We start from the raw sequence: 16,878 nt of genomic DNA, 5'->3' as shown, positions 1-16,878 counted from the left end.
AATCAATCTGTGAGAACGAGGTTGGCCTATCGTATATCGAGACAATCCGGTGGGTCATCGCGGAACTCACTTAGCCACCGAAGTGCAGCCTCTGTTTCAGTGAACTCTTCCTCGTGAGTCCCCGCACCATCGTGCCATCCATCGTCAATACGATAGCGGTGGCTTACAGTCAGAACCGTCGTGTCGGAGTGATCTGATCCCCCTACGCGTTCGAGGTACCAGTCGGGCTCGTAACGCCGGAATACGGTCACAACATCTGTTTCCTCCTCGACTTGCGTTAGAAGTTGGTCGAGGGACGTACTCCAAGACACTCTCTCGAGGTGTGCTGTGATGCTCGTAGCGATTCGCTCGCCGTGATCGTACCTTTCGCGATTGTTCCCCTCGTCGACGTCGTTTTCCACGGCACGAAGATGCTCAAATAGCTCCGAATCGAGATCACGAACCCACCGCTCGACATCACCTACGTCAGACCCTAACTCTATCAAGACCTCAAACGAGGAGTTGTCACGACCAGAAAACAGGAGTTTCTCGTTCATTCCGAGGTTTCCTCGGGAAACCAATATGTCTCCAAAAACCTGTACGACCGGAATATCCGACTCTCGTAGCTGGCGCTGCAGGCGAACGATGTCGTATGGAGGTGCTTCTTCGACCAGTTCCACGCAGATCGAGGCTAAGGCCTGTCTCGAATAGAACTCGCTCAACCCCGAATGCGATGCTCTCGTCCGGACGCAGATGTCGACTTCGCTGATGGTGCGCAATTCTTTGGAGTCGGGGAGGCAGGATGTCGCCTCGTCGTTCAATTCGGCCTCGCTTTGATAGAGGGCTGCTCGTGCCGAGACCCCTATCCGAGCTGGAAGCCCGATGACCGAGCTAAGAATCCCCTTCATTGTCGGCTACTTTCGGTCGAGAGTTGTTAAATCGCGGTGAACGCCCGTTATCTGATTCCACGTTGAATATACCCTCGTAGTCTACCCCATTTGAATCTGCAACGTGCGTCCAGCGCCCATCGCTTACTGATGGCTCCAAAGGATTATCATGCGTCTGTGATACTATTTCGACATCATGCTTAGAGTTGGAGATGAAGAAAACGTTTCCACATTAGAGACGGTCTCCCTGAAGGATGAGGGTTTTCGTGAGGACGACCTCCGAGAGTGGATCATCAACAGCCCCGAAAGCATCCTTGGAGAGGACTTTCGGCTCATCGGTCGGGAGGTCTCCGTGAAGCAGATTGGCGATGGCATCGATCTCCTCGCTATCGACCGAGACGCCAACGTCGTCGCCATCGAACTCAAGCGAGGCGCGTTGAAGCCAAAAGTCGATTTTCAGGGGCTCAAGTACGCCGCCTACACTTCGCACTGGGATTACTCCAAGCTCCGCGACCAGTTCGAGAAATTCAAGTCCACGACGTGGGGGAAGACGCTCTACGAGGAGGAAACCACGTTTACCGAGGTACTCGACGAGTTCTGCAACGAGGACTACACGCTCAATCAGGATCAGCGGATCGTTTTTGTCGGGGAATCCGTCCGCGAGCGGCTAGACATCGTGCTCCGGTGGCTCAGCGACAGGTCGATCGACATCTCAGTCATCGAGTTTCAGCTCCTCAAGGACGGCGACCGGCTGTATCTCGATGCAGAGCAAACGATCCCGATACCGGAACACACGGTAACGGACGTAAGTCCTGATACCTCTGACGAGCCATGGAAAGAGGACGGACAGAGTTGGCACCTCAACGAGCGTTCCAACGAACAGACAGCGGATCTGCTGAAAGATGTCATAGCTGCGCTGCAGGAACTGGAGTCCCTGAATGGGCCGGAGTGGGGGCAAAAGCTCTACGTTGCTTTCAACAAGGGCCGAAAGCGTCGTATTTCGATCTGGACGCAACGGACACAGTTCCACATCGAACTATACGACGTTGATACTGTTTCGTTAGATGCTGGAAAGATTGCGGATGCACTCGAAATTGATGTTGAGTCAGTTGAGGTGAAAGACGATATGCGAGGAAATGGTCGGAGGGGGGTGAGAATTACCTGTAACCCGAATCAGGAGGTCGATTTCGACGCGCTTGAATCTCAGACTCGGGAGATACTCGGCGAGACTACTGGGTGAGCCTATCCAGCATCTTGCTTTGAGAGCGAGATATACTGCTCATTCGTAAGCGGCGAGTCGAGGTGATCGTCGTTGAAGAAGCGGAGAACAGCCCAAACATCTCGCTTGTCGTCCATCTTGATGGACATCTCTCCGTCACCGTTCTCCTCGAACTTCACGTCAGTATCGAAGTTGTCGCGGATATACGTCGCGTCGTCTAAATCCATATCCTCGTACACGCCGCGTTCATGTACCTTGTACATCAGTCTCAGCACACGGTTGTTCCCGTAAACCGCATCCTTGAACATATCAAAGTCGTGGAACGGAATATCCGTCTCCTCGATCCGGTCTAAGACGTCGTCTGCGCACCGCTCATATTCTGCGAGATAATCGAATACCTTCTCGAACCGGGACTGGTCGAAAATGTACATCATCCCATCGTAGTAGATAGAATCCACGCGGTCGGGGATCGAGATTAGCGAGTCATCCACCTTCCTGTGTTTCTCGCTTCCGACCAGCATACGAGTACGAGACGTTCGACCCATAATCTGGCGCCGACTGTAGTTTAGAAAGGCAATCGCCATCTGGTCGTTGTCGGCATCTCGAATACGGATCGCTTGGAATTCGGGTTTCGGCGGCTCCGTATATGTCGTGTGACTAAACCGCTGTCCCTCCAGCAGGCGTTCGAAGTTATCGAACTGAGGGATGTTCTCCGTGGGTTCATACTGAACGAAAGTCTGGTCGCGATCTCGGTTTTCGATGCCGTAATCCGAAAACCGAATCTTGTCGCTTTCGAGCACAGATTGCTTGTGTTCGACCTTCTCGCGCACCAGATTCTCCAGATCCTCGGGGAGTTCTTGATCTAGCGAGATGCGGTCAAAGGTGTAGTCATAGTCTTCGGCGCTTTCCCCGTCCAGACGAGCCAGCAGTAGGTCGATCCCAAGTTCGCTGGTATCGATGTCCTCGATCCGCTGGAGGAATGCGACCAGTTCGTCGAAGTGGTTTCGAGCGTCACCCCGGCTCGCTGAACTCATTATCTTGTGGTGATATAGACATCACTACTTATTCTTGCTGTATTGAGTGTCATATCATTCCCATCGAGTTCCTGCTTGGTGAGGAGGATTCGTCTGTCGTGCTCAGTTTCGATTTCGTAGACGCGGTAACGGAAGCCGATCAGAACCGGATTGACGAACAACCGGTTAGAGCGGATCACGATCGCAGCGACCGTGATAAATAGCACGAGAAACGCCGCTACATCGTATATATTCGAGAACTCAAACACGATGAACGGGAAGATGTAGACCAAGAGGTACTCTGTGAACATATCTGACCGATTTCGGTAGTGCTCGATTTCGCTCAACTGGCCCTGTCTCGTGCGGTTCATCCGTATCATCAGAGCCAAGAAGACGACGCTAATTACGGTGAGAACCGAGAAACTGAGCGAAAGATAGGATAACTCAACAGGCCCGATTCCGACGGGCTCCAGTTGGTACCCGAAAACCGAGTGGGTCGAATCGTGGGCGCGGAGAGCGACGATAGCGAAGAGCGGGCTATAGGAGCTCAGGAACAGGACGATCTTTGCCCAGCTCGGAATGCGCCCCATTAGGTTCGCTATGTTCTATTCGGAGGTCAAAGTCAGTTTTGTATCCACTTTCCGGAGAACATCATGGATACTGACCCGGCCGCCGTCCGAGAGTATATGGACAATCTTCAAGACACCTCAATGGCTCTGCTTGAAACATCACTGAGTTTCGTATGGACGGACAATCTACCCAACCCCGGAAGGCCCAGCTCGACAAGGAGGAGCGTGAGCATCTCGAAGACATCGTCACCGAGATGCGCGACCGCGTCGAGGCGAACGTTCGCTACCAGCTCGAGGACGAACACGGTCTCGACGAGAAGCCGGGCGACGACGCGTCCCTGAGCGAGGAGCAGGAAGACCTCGTCGAGGCTATCGAACTCGAAGCCGTCGATGGGAACGATTGGGATGATGGCTACGAACAGTACATCACGAGCGTCGGCTACACGATCGTCAATCGGCTGGCTGCGCTCCGCTGCATGGAGGTTCGAGACTTCATCGATGACGAGGTCACGGCCTTCCGCGACGACGGCCTGACGCCGGCCGCAGACCGGCTGGTCACCGAGGAGTTCATGCTCGAAGAGGAAGCCGTTCTCGAAGCCTATCGGAACGCCTGCGACGATCTCGCTGAGGAGATCGATATTCTCTTCGACCGTTCTACGGCCTATAGCCAGATCGACCCTGACGACGACACCTTCGAGGATCTCTGTGAGATGCTCGATGAGGTACCCGACGAAGTATGGCGAGCTGATGATGTTCTGGGTTGGGTCTACGAGTATTACAATGTCGATTTATTAGAGGATTTACGTAGAAAAGGTAATTATGAAGGCTTAGAACCTGAAGAAGTACCTCCAGCTAATCAGTTTTACACACCGCACTGGGTCGTGCGGATGCTCACCGATAACTCGCTTGGCAAACTCTATCTGGAGGATACTGGTGAGTTACAGGATGTCATCGATACACAGGACTCGTTGACCCTTGACGAGCGCAAGAATCGAACACTTTCCCCCGACGAATCCCCGAACATAGCCGATTTCTGCACCTATCTCGTTCCGTCTGAAGAAGAAGGCGAACCCCCGGAGTTCGACAGCCCAAAAGACATCCGTGTTATTGACCCGGCCTGTGGGAGCGGTCACTTTCTTCTCTATGCATTTGATATTTTGGAGCGGATATGGCGAACGGAACGGCCAGAAATGGACTTTTCGAAGATACCGGAGAAAATCCTCCGATATAACCTCTATGGAGTTGACTTAGATCTTCGCGCATGTCAACTTACCTCATTTAGCCTTTATTTGAAGGCTCGTACACGTTCTGAAGCAGAAGGTAAGGACAATTTTCAAGTCCCTCAAATGGGAATTGTTTGTGCCGACTCTAAGATTGCGGATATTGAGTCTGCGGAAGAGGTCTTTGAAGATGTGGCTGGAGAACAGCCAAAGGTGCGTGAAGCACTACATACTGTTTTGGAAGCTTTCGAGGATATACATGGTTTAGGTAGCCTCCTTGATGTACGTGGAACTCTCGCAGAACAATTTGAAGGGGGGAAACAACTCACATTGAACGAATCGTTTGATATTGATCATTCTTTGTCTGATTTTCTCCAATCCCTCCAAGATTCAATATCTGAGTATCAGGAAGAAGATTCCTTCTTAGCTCAAGATCTCAAAAGCTTCATTAGATTGTTGGAAATTCTATCCCTTGATTATGATGTATCACTAATGAATCCACCATATGGATCAAAGAATAGAATGCCTGATGTAGTACAGGACTATGTAGAGACGCGATATGAATATACTGCTGAGTATTATCTGAACTTCTTCGAAGTCTGTGACGGAATCACAAAGCAAAACGGAAGAATCGGGATGTTAGTTCCTTGGAGCTTTATGTTTCGACAAAGATTTCGCGACTTTAGGGAGGATTTCATTGGGGAAAAGGGGGAGTTTGATTTCTTAGCTGAATTTGGTTATGGGATTCTTGACAATGCCACAGTAGGTACTGTAGGGACTGTCATCCAAACTGGCACATCCTCTTCAGATCGAGATGGGACGTTCCTTCGGCTTCATGATATAGAACCGAAAGAAAAAGAGGAGAAATTCCTAGAGATATTATCCGAGACCGAGGGGAGCGTGAAGCGTATTTTCAATGTTGATCTGGATGAATTTTCGATCGTCCCTCGAAACCCAATTTGCTATTCAATTCCTCGAGAAGTCCGTAATCTCCATAAAACTGAATCAAAGATTGATGCTAAACAAGCAGGTATCGATGGAACCTCAATTTGCACCGCAATTCCGGGACTGCAGACATCGAATGACGCGAGATTTTCTCGCTTCCACTGGGAGGTTGAGGACTTCAGAACCTATATACCGATTTCGAAGGGAGGAGAAAACGTTTGGTTAACTCCCAAAGTGGTCGAGACTGTTGAATGGGGAGAGAATGGAACAATACTGAAACGTTCTGGAAAAAGTATCAGAACCCGTAATGAGGAAATGTACGGGAAACCGGGCCTCACTTGGAATTATATAAAAAGAACGGGCCGTCGGTTCGGATACTTCCCGGGCGGATTGTTTAGTAACGTAGGTTTCATGTTATTCCCCTTGGAGGAGATGTCTCTCTGGAAACTAATGGCCGTAATAAATTCGAATTTGTATCACTGCTTGATGCTGTCGCAAACAACAGAACGGACATGGAACGCTGGAGATATAGGGAGTTTACCATGGCCTGATAAAGTAGATGAATTGGAAGGGTTAGAAGATCTATCTAAAGAACAGTATAAAATCAAGATCCAACAAAGGTCAAACGACCCTACTAGTCCGTTCTATCGCGGCCCTGATCTTCTCCCAAGCTCTGATCGCGAATTCCTCTATCAGCACCCGCACATAGATGAGATAACTAGTCTATTAGATGTAGACACACCATCTCTTTCCTACGATCAATCGATTTCAGATCTTGTTCGTGAAAGCGAAAAGCGAGACCTCAAACGCCGCCATCGTCTTGAAAATCTCGCAGACCAGATAGATAATACCATCTATAATGAACTTGGCATCTCTGAGGAAACTCGTGATGACATCTACACTGAAATTTTCCTCCGAACAGCAGAAGATCCCGAGGATCGAGAGGTAGCTGACCCCAATACTATTACTGGGGTGCCAGAGCATGCCGATGAGAAGGTAAAGCAGCTTGTACATCACTTTGCATTAAAGGTTCTTCAGGAGGTAAACGACGGGATCGTTCCAATCGAGAGTACAAACGGGGAAAAAACCCTGCTTGAACATATCGTTACACAGTTCCAGAATACATATGGCGAATATGCGGAAGATCGACTTGTTGAGGTCGACGAGATGCTCGGTACTGAGACTGCCGCCGAGGAGAACTATCCAAATCTCCGTTCGTTCATCAATGATGACCTGTTTGAATACCATGTCGACACGATGGAGCATACACCGGTTCTCTGGAAGATCAGTACGAAACGCCTTCTTGCCGATGCAAAGGGGGAAGGGTTCGCGTGCTTTGTCGACTTCCACCAGCTTGATGCCGGCCTCTTCGACCGACTGAGCAACAAGTACCTTGAGCCGCGGAAGGCCGAACTCCGCGAGCGCCGATCGGCTGCGAACCGACGGCAAAACGACGAGTCGCTCTCGACCAGCGAGCGGGCCGAAGCCACTGAGGAGTTCGAGTTCTGCTCCAGCGCCCTCGAACAGATCGCCGAACTCGAAGAAGTGATGCAGGAACTCGGCAGCACGAGCGAGCGCGACTTCGACGAGGATGACCGTGGACTCGTCGAAGAACTCGCACCGAAGGTGGCCACGTTCCGCGAGGAGACAGCCGATCGCATCGAGACGCTCACCGAACTTCGAGAGCGTAATGGTGAAGAGTGGTTCCAAGACACCTTCTCGGACAACTTCTGGGATGCCATCGACGAATGGCGCAACGAGTGGTTGGGTGCGCTCAACGAACTCGAACACGCCTGCGAGGAGTACGCCAAGCCAAGCGACGAACCCGTCGAAGCCCATCTCGCCGACCTCTTCGACTACTTCAACTGGCGACTCAAGGGCACGGATCACTACTCCAGTACAGGCATCCTTTTCATGACATACTACTTCGAGCGCGAGGGTGCTGACCTCTTGAACGAAGACGGGGTGCCCTTTGAGAATCTGACTGATGAGGAATGGATGCTTGCCTCACTCGCAACTGGAGTGGACGACGCGTCAGTCATCGACGACGAGTACCTCCAACAGATTGCGGATGATGAAGACGTCGACGTCGTGGACGAGTTACCACCGCTAGCGGAGTTCAAGGCGCTCGCTGAGGAGATCGATGACCGCTGTCAGACGGTGGATAAGCAGATTCCCTCGGACTGGTCGGATCGTGCGCTATCGGAGATCACGACAGCCGGTTACCAGCCTGTCCACAAGCACGGCGTCGCGATCAACATCACGCCGCTCGCGGAGAAGGACATCGTTCCGGAGGTAGTCGAGGACAAGGTGCTCTGATCTATGCAAGCGAAGCAGACCCTCCCCGACGCCGCGAAAGACACAATCCGAAGCGAGTTCGACCGCGCCGAGTCGTCCGACCCGATCGTTCTCTGGTGGGACGACGGGAACTACCTCGAGGACATCATCGAGCAGGCCTGCGACGAACTCGGCGTTCACTTGAAGGTCGCTGAGGAAACGCCGCTGGAACTCCGTGCCGATCCAGTCGGCGGCGAACAGGTCTGGTACGTCCCGCACGTCAAGGAACCCGAAGACGCCGAGGGAGACTACGACTGGTTCCGCGACATCGAACACACAGGCGGCGAGGTGGAGATGAGCATCGAAGACCTCACCGTCCACGCGTTTGGGCGTGGGCAACTCGATGCGTGGGAGCTGAAAACCGCAACACAGGCGGATGATCCCGAAAAGCGCCGTGAGATCGTACGGATTCTCCACGACCAACTCACTGGCGGACAGCTCCCGACGCTTGAACAGCTCCGCACGCAGATCGTCACTGGCGGCTACACTGACCCGGTCGCGTTCGTGCTGGAGAACGGCTGGGGTGACATCAACGACAGACCCAACACTATCGAGCAGATGCAGGACTTGCTCACCAGCGAGGGCGTCAACGCCGTCGCCAACGAAGACGAACCAGTGGGGATCGTCGCGGCGACGCATCGGTGGGCCGTCGCCGAGTGGCTGATCCACGCTGGCGCCGACGCCGAACGCTTCCCAATCGAGTTCCGAGCCGAAACGGCCGGCGCTCACGACCTCCCCGAACTCAAGTCACTGTTGAACAACACCACCTCGTCTGACCTTCTCGCCGACCGCTACCTCGGCGAGGCGATATGGCCCGACGTGATCGCGGATGTCGACGACCCATGGGAACTCGCAGACTGTATCGTCGACGGTGCGCTCGAACGTCGTCTCTGGGAGGAGTGGAACGCATCCTTCGATGCTGGCAACTACGAAGAGTGCCTCACGCGCGCCGAGGAGCGGTATGACGCCCTCCTCGGGAGCGAGGACTTTCGCGGCACCTACCGAGGAGCCTACGGCCCGGACAGCCCGTGGACGCGAACGTGGGAACAGGCCGCGGACATCGCTCGACTCGCGCACCAGCTCGAAACGTGGGACGAGAGCGCCACCGACGATGTCGTTTCGTTGTACGCCGATCCGGACGACGGCACGTGGCAGATCGACAACGCGGTACTCAACCTCGTCGTCGCCGGCGAACCCGAGTCCAACCTTCCCGACGATCACCCCGCGACCGCTGCGCTCGACGATCTCCGCACACGGCTCCAGTCGGAATACATCGAGTATCTCGAAGACCTCGGCGATCTCGTCACCGAAACCGTCGAGGCTGGCGCTCCGTTCGTCGACGAGGATCACTCTTACCAGTTCTTCACCAAGGAGTCGGCAGGTCTCGAGAGCGGTCAGACGGTCGCACTGTTCGTCATCGACGCGCTCCGACTCGATCTTGCCCGCCGACTCGCGGACGAGTTGCGCGACTACGTGGCGACGCTCCCGACCGACGCACCCGAGTTCGCCGTCGATGAAGACGTCTGGCTCGGAACGCTTCCCTCGGAGACTGAGTTCGGGAAGGCTGCGCTCACACCGGGAGAGATCCAGATGTTCGATGTCTCGCTGGTCGATGGCGAGTTACAGCCCCTCCGAAACAACCGTCGCGTGACGACCAACCGCCGCGAGTCGCTGTTGAACGGCGACGGCTGGACAGTCACTCGCGAAGAGGACGACGGCTGGCAGTCGACGCGTGTCGCCTACTTCAAGAACGACATCGACGACATCGGTGAGAAGGAACTCAGCGACCTCGAGGCGATGCTCGCCCGACGCGTCGACTCGCTCGCAGAGTTCATCGGCACGAAACTCGAACAGGGAGAGTGGGATCAGGCCTACGTGCTGACTGATCACGGGTTCGTCCTGCTCCCGGACAATGCGTCGCCGGAGAAGATTTCGCGGCCGATGGAAACGTCCGACTCCGGCCGGCGATGGATTGCCGGTGAGGATGTGGACGAGGACTCTCCCGGCGTGCTACTCGACTCCAGTACCCGGCTGGGGTATCTCGACGCCAACGTCAGCGTCCTTGCGAACCCACTCAAGCGGTTCAAAAAGCAGGGGCTCGGTGACGCACGGTTCTATCACGGTGGACTCTTGCCACAAGAGTTCGTCCTCGACTTCATCAGCATCACACAAGGCTAACACCGCTAGCGTCGGTAACCAGTACGCGCTCAGTCCTCGCGGACGTTCTCTGTGGCCTCGATAACGATCTCGTCGACGACATCCGCGAGAGGTTGATGTTCCGCGAATGCTGTTGCGAGTGTCTCAAAGTAACTCTCTGGGAGGTTGGACTGGTCGACATCATACGTTTTCTGCGTATAGTCCTTCTTTTGTCCCTTGTTCGTGATTCCGGTATCATCGAGGATCGGAACAAGGCGATCTTGCCACCGATCAGTGTTGTAGAGGCGGTTGAACTCGTCCCGTAAGTCAACTCTCGTCGGAGTACGGAGTATGAACGTGAGTTTTCCGCGGCTGAACGACTCCTCGTTTCGAATGAGGTGGACAAAGTGCAATCGGAACCCGGTCTGGCCGTGAGTGTCTGTGTGATCTATCGTGGGTTCGAGATTGTCGTCATCGAGGTACCAGCCGTCTTTGAACAAACAGCCCCACTTCCCGTGATCCGGACGGGTGTGCCACTCGTCCGTCCATAGCTCCTCGGCCACGTGGCTTTTGAACAGTTCCGGCCAGTCCTCGATTGCCCGCTCTCGAAGAGATTCCGCGGCAGCGAGCAGCGTGTCGATGTCGTCTCGATACTCCCCGAGCAACTGGACTTTCTCCTTCTGTATCTCCGCGAAGTCGTCGTCTTCCATATTGGTCACTTGAGTTATCGTGGACAAGAACTCCCGCAGTTGGCTGACGCTCCGTTCCGGATAGCGGCCGTGTGAGCGCTCGAGTACCGTCTTGAAACTCTCGACGACGTGCCGCCAATACAGGTCACGGAACTCGCCCGCGTTGGAGTCTGGTGCGTACTTTTTCGAGAGGAATACGTAGTGGTGTCCGTCGTCGGAGTACGTCGCTTTCTCCTCGCTTCCGAGATGTGTGTCTTCGACGTATCGGGTGGTTTGTTGGTTGCCCTCCGTCGAGTCGATCTTTGATTCTAGGCAGAGGAACCAGTCCCCCGGAACGCGGAGTACAACGTCGGGGCGATTATTGTTGGGCGACGTGACTTCGGTCTCGACCTCGATATTCTCGAGATGACGATGGTAGTACTCGAATGAGGGATCAGCCTCCTGTTGTACCCTGTCCAAGAAACTCGTCAGAAGGTCGATGCCGAAGCCGTGTGGCTGATCGGGGTCAAGGAAATACGCCAAGAGCGTATTCCACGTCTGCTCCGATCTCACTGATCCGAGAATTCGAAGCGTCGACTTTGGCGGCTCGGACACGTCTGGTAGGGCCTCGAGTGAGGTTCGGAGTTCACGAAACCGCTCTTCCAGTTCGCCGACTGTCGCCATTACACAACGGTTAGAACGAACTGACATAAATCTACGACAGGAATAGGCTCCAGCAGGAACCCATTACAGGTCGGTATCGATGGAAGCTGGAGACCGCGACTCATCAACATTCAAGACGGCGTCAACCGTTGCCATCAGTATCAGTTAATGACGGGATCTCCACAATTTTCTCCCGGCCAGCGGGTGATTCTCAACGGTACTCCTGCGGAGGTTATTCGGACTCGGACTGTGGGTGACATCGAATACCTTCGAGCGTATCTCGAAGGAGAGGGTGTCAAGACGGTCTGTCTCGACGACATCGACGTCAAACCTGCTCAGAGTGGCCTTGAGAGAATTCCCGATCAGCAAATTGACTCCCTCCATCCTGATCACAATTCGGTCTCCGCGCAGTGGTTCGATCTCCACACGCAAGCGACGAAACTCAAACTCGCCCACGAACAGGGACAACTCTTGAGCATCTCGAACTCGCTTGTTCGACTGGAGCCCTACCAACTCGACGCCGTGAACTGGGTAATGCAGAAACTCCGTCAGCGGGCGCTCATCGGAGACGATGTCGGGCTCGGGAAAACGATAGAGGCGGGACTCATCCTCAAAGAACTCGCCGCCCGGAATCGCGCCGACCGCGTCCTGTTCGTCGTTCCTGCACACCTGCAGAAGAAGTGGATCCGGGATATGGATCGTTTCTTCGACGTTGATCTCACCGTCGCAGACCGGGCGTGGGTCGAAGGTGAGCGTCGGCGACTTGGCGAGGAGGCCAACATCTGGAACCAAGACCAACAACAGCTCGTCACCAGTATGGCGTTTCTGCGACAGGACGAGTTCCGGCCTGCGCTTCGGGACGCGTTCTGGGACGTCGTCGTGGTCGACGAGGCACACAAGGCCGCCAAGCGAGGTGACTCGCCGAGCAAGACGGCAAAGACGGTCGATACCGTCACGGGGAACTCCGACTCGTTGCTGCTTCTCAGCGCGACGCCACATGACGGGAAGGGTGAGGCGTTCCGCTCACTCGTCGAGTACATCGACCCCTTCCTCGTCGCCGAGAACCGTGATCTCTCACAGGAAACAGTCAACCGCGTGATGATCCGTCGGGGGAAGACGGACATCTACAACGAGGATGGTGAACGCGTCTTCCCAGACCGAGAGGTCAACTCGGTATCGGTCTCGATGACGCACGATGAGCGGCAGTTCTACCGGGCGGTCACCGATTACGTCAAAAACGTCTACAACCGTTCGGAGAAGTTGAACGAGCCTGCGGTCGGATTCGCGATGGCCCTCATGCAGAAACGGCTGGTGAGTAGCGTCGGTGCGATTCATGCGACGCTCCGTCGACGGCTGGACGACCTCCTCGACGAAGAGGCGGAAACGGATGGTCTTTCCGAGGAAGCACGAGCCTACCTCGATGGTGAGGATTTAGACGAGGACGACAAGCAACACGCGGAAGACGAGATCGCTGGCCTGACCGTCACCAGCACCGACGAACAGCTCCAAGAGGAGATCGACACACTCCGCGACCTCGTCTCGCTGGCGGAGGATTTGCCGGTCGACTCCAAGGCCCAGAAGGTCAGACGGTTCATCTCCCAACTCCTCGAGGAACAACCGGACGAGAAACTTCTGTTATTCACTGAGTACCGAGATACGCTCGACTACCTCCTCGAGTTCGTGCAGGACGAGCCGTGGGCCGACGAGATTCTCGTGATTCACGGCGACGTGGACAAGGATGAACGGGCGCGGATCGAAGATGAGTTCAATCACGGCCAGTCGCGACTCCTGTTCGCGACCGACGCAGCGAGCGAGGGGATTGACCTCCAGCACAGCTGCCACATTATGGCCAACTACGAGCTTCCGTGGAACCCGAACCGGCTCGAGCAGCGGATCGGACGCATTCACCGCTACGGACAGGAGGAGGAAGTCAAGGTCTGGAACTTCCTCTTCGACGATACCCGCGAGAGCGAGATCTTCGAGATGCTCCAAACCAAGGTCGAAGAGATTCGCTCCCAGCTCGGGAACACGGCGGACGTACTCGGCATCCTCGATGACATCGACGTAGACTCGCTCATCATGGAGTCCATCGAGAACGACGAACCACCGAGTGCGACCAAAGAGGAACTCGAGGAGATGATCGAGGAGCGTCAGCGGACGCTCGAGGAGTGGTACGAGCGGAGCCTGGTCGATACGAGCACGTTCGACGCGGAGAGCCGCCGGCAGATTCAGGAAGTCGTCGATGAGTCGGAGGACGTCTACGGAAGTGAGAGAGATATCCGCGAGTTCTTCGAGCAAGCAGTCGGCGCCTTCGGAGGCGAATTCGAGAAGCGCAGCACCAACCTCTATCAAGCCGAATTGCCAGACGGAATCAATTCGCCCGGCCAAGATGCGACGTTCGGCCCGTTCACGTTCGACCGCGACTTCGCGATGGATCACGAGGACATCACCTACCTCGCTCCCGGCACAGATGTCCTGCAACGGCTCATGGCACGCGTGTTGGAGGACGAGCGCGGCGAAGTCGGACTCAAACTGCTTCCGTTCGTCGACACGCCGGGGATCACCTACAACTATCGCGTCGCGTTCGAGGACGGCACCGGCGATGTGATTCGCGAGGAAACCATCCCGGTCTTCGTGGATGCTGCGCAAGAGGACGCCCAGCAGGCGCTTGGTGAACGTGTTGTCGAGGGCGACTCCATAACAGCAAAGCCCGATGTCGACGACCTTCAGACGGTACTCGACGTGCAAGCCGACTTACGGACGGCTGCCGATCGCTATGTGAGCGTGCGGGTCAACGAGATCAAGAACCATCTTCAGGAGAAGCGTCACGAGGAGACCGCTCGGGAGCTGGAGAATCTCGAGGAATACGCACAGGCTGAACGAGAACGGATCGAGTCCTTCATCGAGGAGTACGAGCGCAAAGCCGATGCCGGCTCAGATATGGACATCGCGATCCGTGGCCAACAGGAGCGTCTTGAACAGCTCGAGGACAGAATCGAAACGCGTCGCGAAGAACTCCGGCGTCGGGAGCAGATTATCTCCCTTGCACCCGAGGTAGAGAACTACTGTCTCACGCTACCCCTTTGAGTCCGTAGTATCTCATAGCTGACTGTAGCTGTTCTCGGCACATCCGTCTTCACGTATGAAATTTTGGTTTGATGAATCGCTAGACGGCGGCGATCTTCGGTGAGAAATCACATCGCTCGAGCCGTAACGCCGGATTTGACTGTGACACTGAGAATTCTAGCAGTAACGAAGCGAGCAGTGGCGAAGCGAGCAGTGGCGAAGCGGGTAGACGCTCTCACGACGCCATCAAAACACGAGAGCTCGATGCTATATGGCGATTCACCAGAGCCAAAGCAAGTATTTTAGTACCGACACGAACAGGTGCGGCGTAATGGGTGTCAACTCGAGTGGTGACGAGGAGACCACAACCACCCTTGAGACACATCAGGAGACACTCAACACAGACAACATCACGTTCGTCGACGCCCTCAACGACGAAATTAGCACAGTTCTCGAGAATACGTCCGATCTCCAGTACGACTACGTTCTTGGCGACGTCTCCGACTATGGCGTCTCCGGAAACGGACATGCACACTTCGATCTCGTTCACGAAGACTCCACGATCCACTGTGTGATCTTCAGCCATCGGCTCCGTTCGTTCGACATCACGATCGATGACGGGACACACATCGCAGTCAAAGGAGAGCTGTCGTACTACGCAGCAAACGGTAGTGTTTCACTCATTGTGGAGGACTTTGTCGAAGTCGGAGAGAGAAACTACCAGCAAACGTACCAAGAGAACAAGCGAATCCTCGAGGAGGACGGCCTCTTAAGCGAGAAAACAAAGCAGTCACTTCCAGAGTTCCCTCGCCGGATCGGACTCGTCACGAGCGCAGACAGTGATGCGCGTGAAGATGCCGTCACGAGCATTCACGGCCGCCACCCTGACGTGGATATCGTCATCCACCATACGACCGTCCAGGGTGACGATGCGATGTTGTCGATGATGCAAGCGATCAGTGAACTCGATGATAACGCACACATTGATGTGATCGTGTTAACCCGTGGTGGAGGATCAGAAAAGGACCTCCGCGTATTCAACGAGACGCCACTTTGTCGAGTGATTCACAACACCACAACGCCATTCGTTGTCGGTGTCGGCCACGAAAACGATCGGACACTGGCTGACGAGGTCGCAGACAAGCGAGTCATGACACCGACACACGCAGGCGAGATCGTACCCAAGAAAGAGGATCTCGAAACCAAACTCCAGGACGTCACTGACCGGCTGGACCGTGCATACGAACGAACCGTCCAGACCCAACTCGAGGCGACTGTTGATAACCTGAATACTGCCTACGAACAGCAGGTCGATAGCAACCTCGCGACGTTTTCAACAGACCTCGATCGCGCGTTTGAAGCGCTCCACGTCTGAACGGCTCACGGCGCTTGAGACAGAACTTGAGCATGCGCTGGAATCTTTTGAACAGCAAAAAGTCCACGAGAAACAGAAAGTTCGGGAGCTCACGGGGTGGTTGAACAGTGCGTACCAGCGGACAGTCCAGACACACCTCGAGGGAACAGAGGAGAAGCTCGACAATGCCTACAAACAGTATGTGACCAGCGAACTCGCTACTTCCTCAGCAGACCTCGACCACGCATTTGAAGCGGAACGTCTGAACGACTCACGACGCTTGAGACAGAACTCGATCACGCACTATAGTCCTTCGAACAGCAGAAAGCCCACGAGGAAGAGAAAGAAGCAGTTGCGCAAGAGTACAGCGAGTCACAACGCCGGCAGCAGATCACGATCGCCGTACTCGTGATCCTCGTGTTGCTGTTGCTCGGCATCCTTCTGTTAAACCTATGAGCGACACACCAGACATCCCAGACGATGCACCGATTTCAGAGAAAACAGAGCGCCTCGAAGAGATTATCGCACAGCTTGAGGATGGAGAAGTCTCCCTCGAGCGGGCAAATGAGCTTCACACGGAAGGAACTCATCTTCTAGAAGAGTTAAGAGAAGATCTGGATATTGGCGACGGGGCAATCACTGAAAATCGATAGCCTCGGAGTTACCATCGAACCTGACCGGATCCGTACCTGGTCAATCTGTTTCGTCTACCTGCTTGATCAGAAAGAAGAGGTGTTGTATAACACACTCACCAGTGTTGATTACACCCAGATATATGATGAATTGGCCGATAAGTAGATCTGCTTATTGACCGCTGGAATA

10 protein-coding genes are annotated in these 16,878 nt (G+C 54.6%); 6 read left to right on the top strand and 4 right to left on the bottom strand.

Going from position 1 to position 16,878, the window contains the following annotated elements; genetic code table 11:
* Positions 1–26 precede the first annotated feature (26 nt).
* Positions 27–887 (bottom strand): hypothetical protein, encoded by an 861-nt coding sequence (locus tag ACERI1_RS17870; RefSeq protein WP_373619815.1) that lies wholly within the window; start codon positions 885–887, stop codon positions 27–29.
* A 175-nt stretch (positions 888–1,062) separates the two neighbouring features.
* On the opposite strand from ACERI1_RS17870, the gene ACERI1_RS17865 reads away from it, so the two are divergent.
* On the top strand, positions 1,063–2,106 hold the full coding sequence (locus tag ACERI1_RS17865) for a hypothetical protein (protein WP_373619814.1): 1,044 nt from the start codon (positions 1,063–1,065) through the stop codon (positions 2,104–2,106).
* 2 nt (positions 2,107–2,108) lie between these two features.
* On the opposite strand, the gene ACERI1_RS17860 is transcribed toward ACERI1_RS17865, so the two are convergent.
* Together ACERI1_RS17860 and ACERI1_RS17855 are read right to left on the bottom strand one after the other, a co-directional pair.
* Positions 2,109–2,915 carry a Kiwa anti-phage protein KwaB-like domain-containing protein gene (locus ACERI1_RS17860; protein ID WP_373619813.1) on the bottom strand — a complete coding sequence of 269 codons (807 nt, stop codon included), beginning with the start codon at positions 2,913–2,915 and terminating at the stop codon, positions 2,109–2,111.
* Between the two features lie 203 nt (positions 2,916–3,118).
* Positions 3,119–3,688, bottom strand: coding sequence for a hypothetical protein (locus ACERI1_RS17855; RefSeq protein WP_373619812.1), 570 nt, complete (start codon positions 3,686–3,688; stop codon positions 3,119–3,121).
* Between the two features lie 152 nt (positions 3,689–3,840).
* On the opposite strand from ACERI1_RS17855, the gene pglX reads away from it, so the two are divergent.
* Together pglX and pglZ are read left to right on the top strand one after the other, a co-directional pair.
* A complete protein-coding gene (pglX, locus tag ACERI1_RS17850) occupies positions 3,841–8,151 on the top strand; it encodes a BREX-5 system adenine-specific DNA-methyltransferase PglX (RefSeq protein ID WP_373619811.1) in 4,311 nt (1,436 codons plus the stop codon).
* Positions 8,152–8,154: 3 nt separating this feature from the next.
* Positions 8,155–10,347 (top strand): BREX-5 system phosphatase PglZ, encoded by a 2,193-nt coding sequence (gene pglZ / locus ACERI1_RS17845; RefSeq protein ID WP_373619810.1) that lies wholly within the window; start codon positions 8,155–8,157, stop codon positions 10,345–10,347.
* Positions 10,348–10,376: 29 nt separating this feature from the next.
* On the opposite strand, the gene ACERI1_RS17840 is transcribed toward pglZ, so the two are convergent.
* Positions 10,377–11,657: a PD-(D/E)XK nuclease family protein gene (locus ACERI1_RS17840; RefSeq protein WP_373619809.1), complete on the bottom strand. Its 1,281-nt coding sequence runs from the start codon at positions 11,655–11,657 to the stop codon at positions 10,377–10,379.
* Between the two features lie 147 nt (positions 11,658–11,804).
* On the opposite strand from ACERI1_RS17840, the gene ACERI1_RS17835 reads away from it, so the two are divergent.
* From ACERI1_RS17835 to xseB, 3 genes are all read left to right on the top strand, one after another.
* Positions 11,805–14,723 carry a helicase-related protein gene (locus ACERI1_RS17835; RefSeq protein WP_373619808.1) on the top strand — a complete coding sequence of 973 codons (2,919 nt, stop codon included), beginning with the start codon at positions 11,805–11,807 and terminating at the stop codon, positions 14,721–14,723.
* Positions 14,724–15,033: 310 nt separating this feature from the next.
* Complete coding sequence (xseA, locus tag ACERI1_RS17830; protein WP_373619807.1) at positions 15,034–16,077, top strand: exodeoxyribonuclease VII large subunit; 1,044 nt, start codon at positions 15,034–15,036, stop codon at positions 16,075–16,077.
* A gap of 431 nt (positions 16,078–16,508) precedes the next feature.
* Complete coding sequence (gene xseB, locus ACERI1_RS17825; protein ID WP_373619806.1) at positions 16,509–16,709, top strand: exodeoxyribonuclease VII small subunit; 201 nt, start codon at positions 16,509–16,511, stop codon at positions 16,707–16,709.
* Positions 16,710–16,878 lie beyond the last annotated feature (169 nt).

Origin of the sequence: Natrinema sp. HArc-T2, from assembly GCF_041821085.1 — an archaeon.
Classification (GTDB): Archaea; Halobacteriota; Halobacteria; order Halobacteriales; family Natrialbaceae; genus Natrinema.
This window is presented reverse-complemented; position numbering and strand designations above follow the sequence as displayed.

Coding starts and splice junctions, on each gene's coding strand:
- ACERI1_RS17870 (WP_373619815.1), bottom strand. CDS start 887: ATGAAGGGGATTCTTAGCTCGGTCATCGGGCTTCCAGCTCGGATAGGG.
- ACERI1_RS17865 (WP_373619814.1), top strand. CDS start 1,063: ATGCTTAGAGTTGGAGATGAAGAAAACGTTTCCACATTAGAGACGGTC.
- ACERI1_RS17855 (WP_373619812.1), bottom strand. CDS start 3,688: ATGGGGCGCATTCCGAGCTGGGCAAAGATCGTCCTGTTCCTGAGCTCC.
- pglX (WP_373619811.1), top strand. CDS start 3,841: ATGGACGGACAATCTACCCAACCCCGGAAGGCCCAGCTCGACAAGGAG.
- pglZ (WP_373619810.1), top strand. CDS start 8,155: ATGCAAGCGAAGCAGACCCTCCCCGACGCCGCGAAAGACACAATCCGA.
- ACERI1_RS17840 (WP_373619809.1), bottom strand. CDS start 11,657: ATGGCGACAGTCGGCGAACTGGAAGAGCGGTTTCGTGAACTCCGAACC.
- ACERI1_RS17835 (WP_373619808.1), top strand. CDS start 11,805: ATGACGGGATCTCCACAATTTTCTCCCGGCCAGCGGGTGATTCTCAAC.
- xseA (WP_373619807.1), top strand. CDS start 15,034: ATGGGTGTCAACTCGAGTGGTGACGAGGAGACCACAACCACCCTTGAG.
- xseB (WP_373619806.1), top strand. CDS start 16,509: ATGAGCGACACACCAGACATCCCAGACGATGCACCGATTTCAGAGAAA.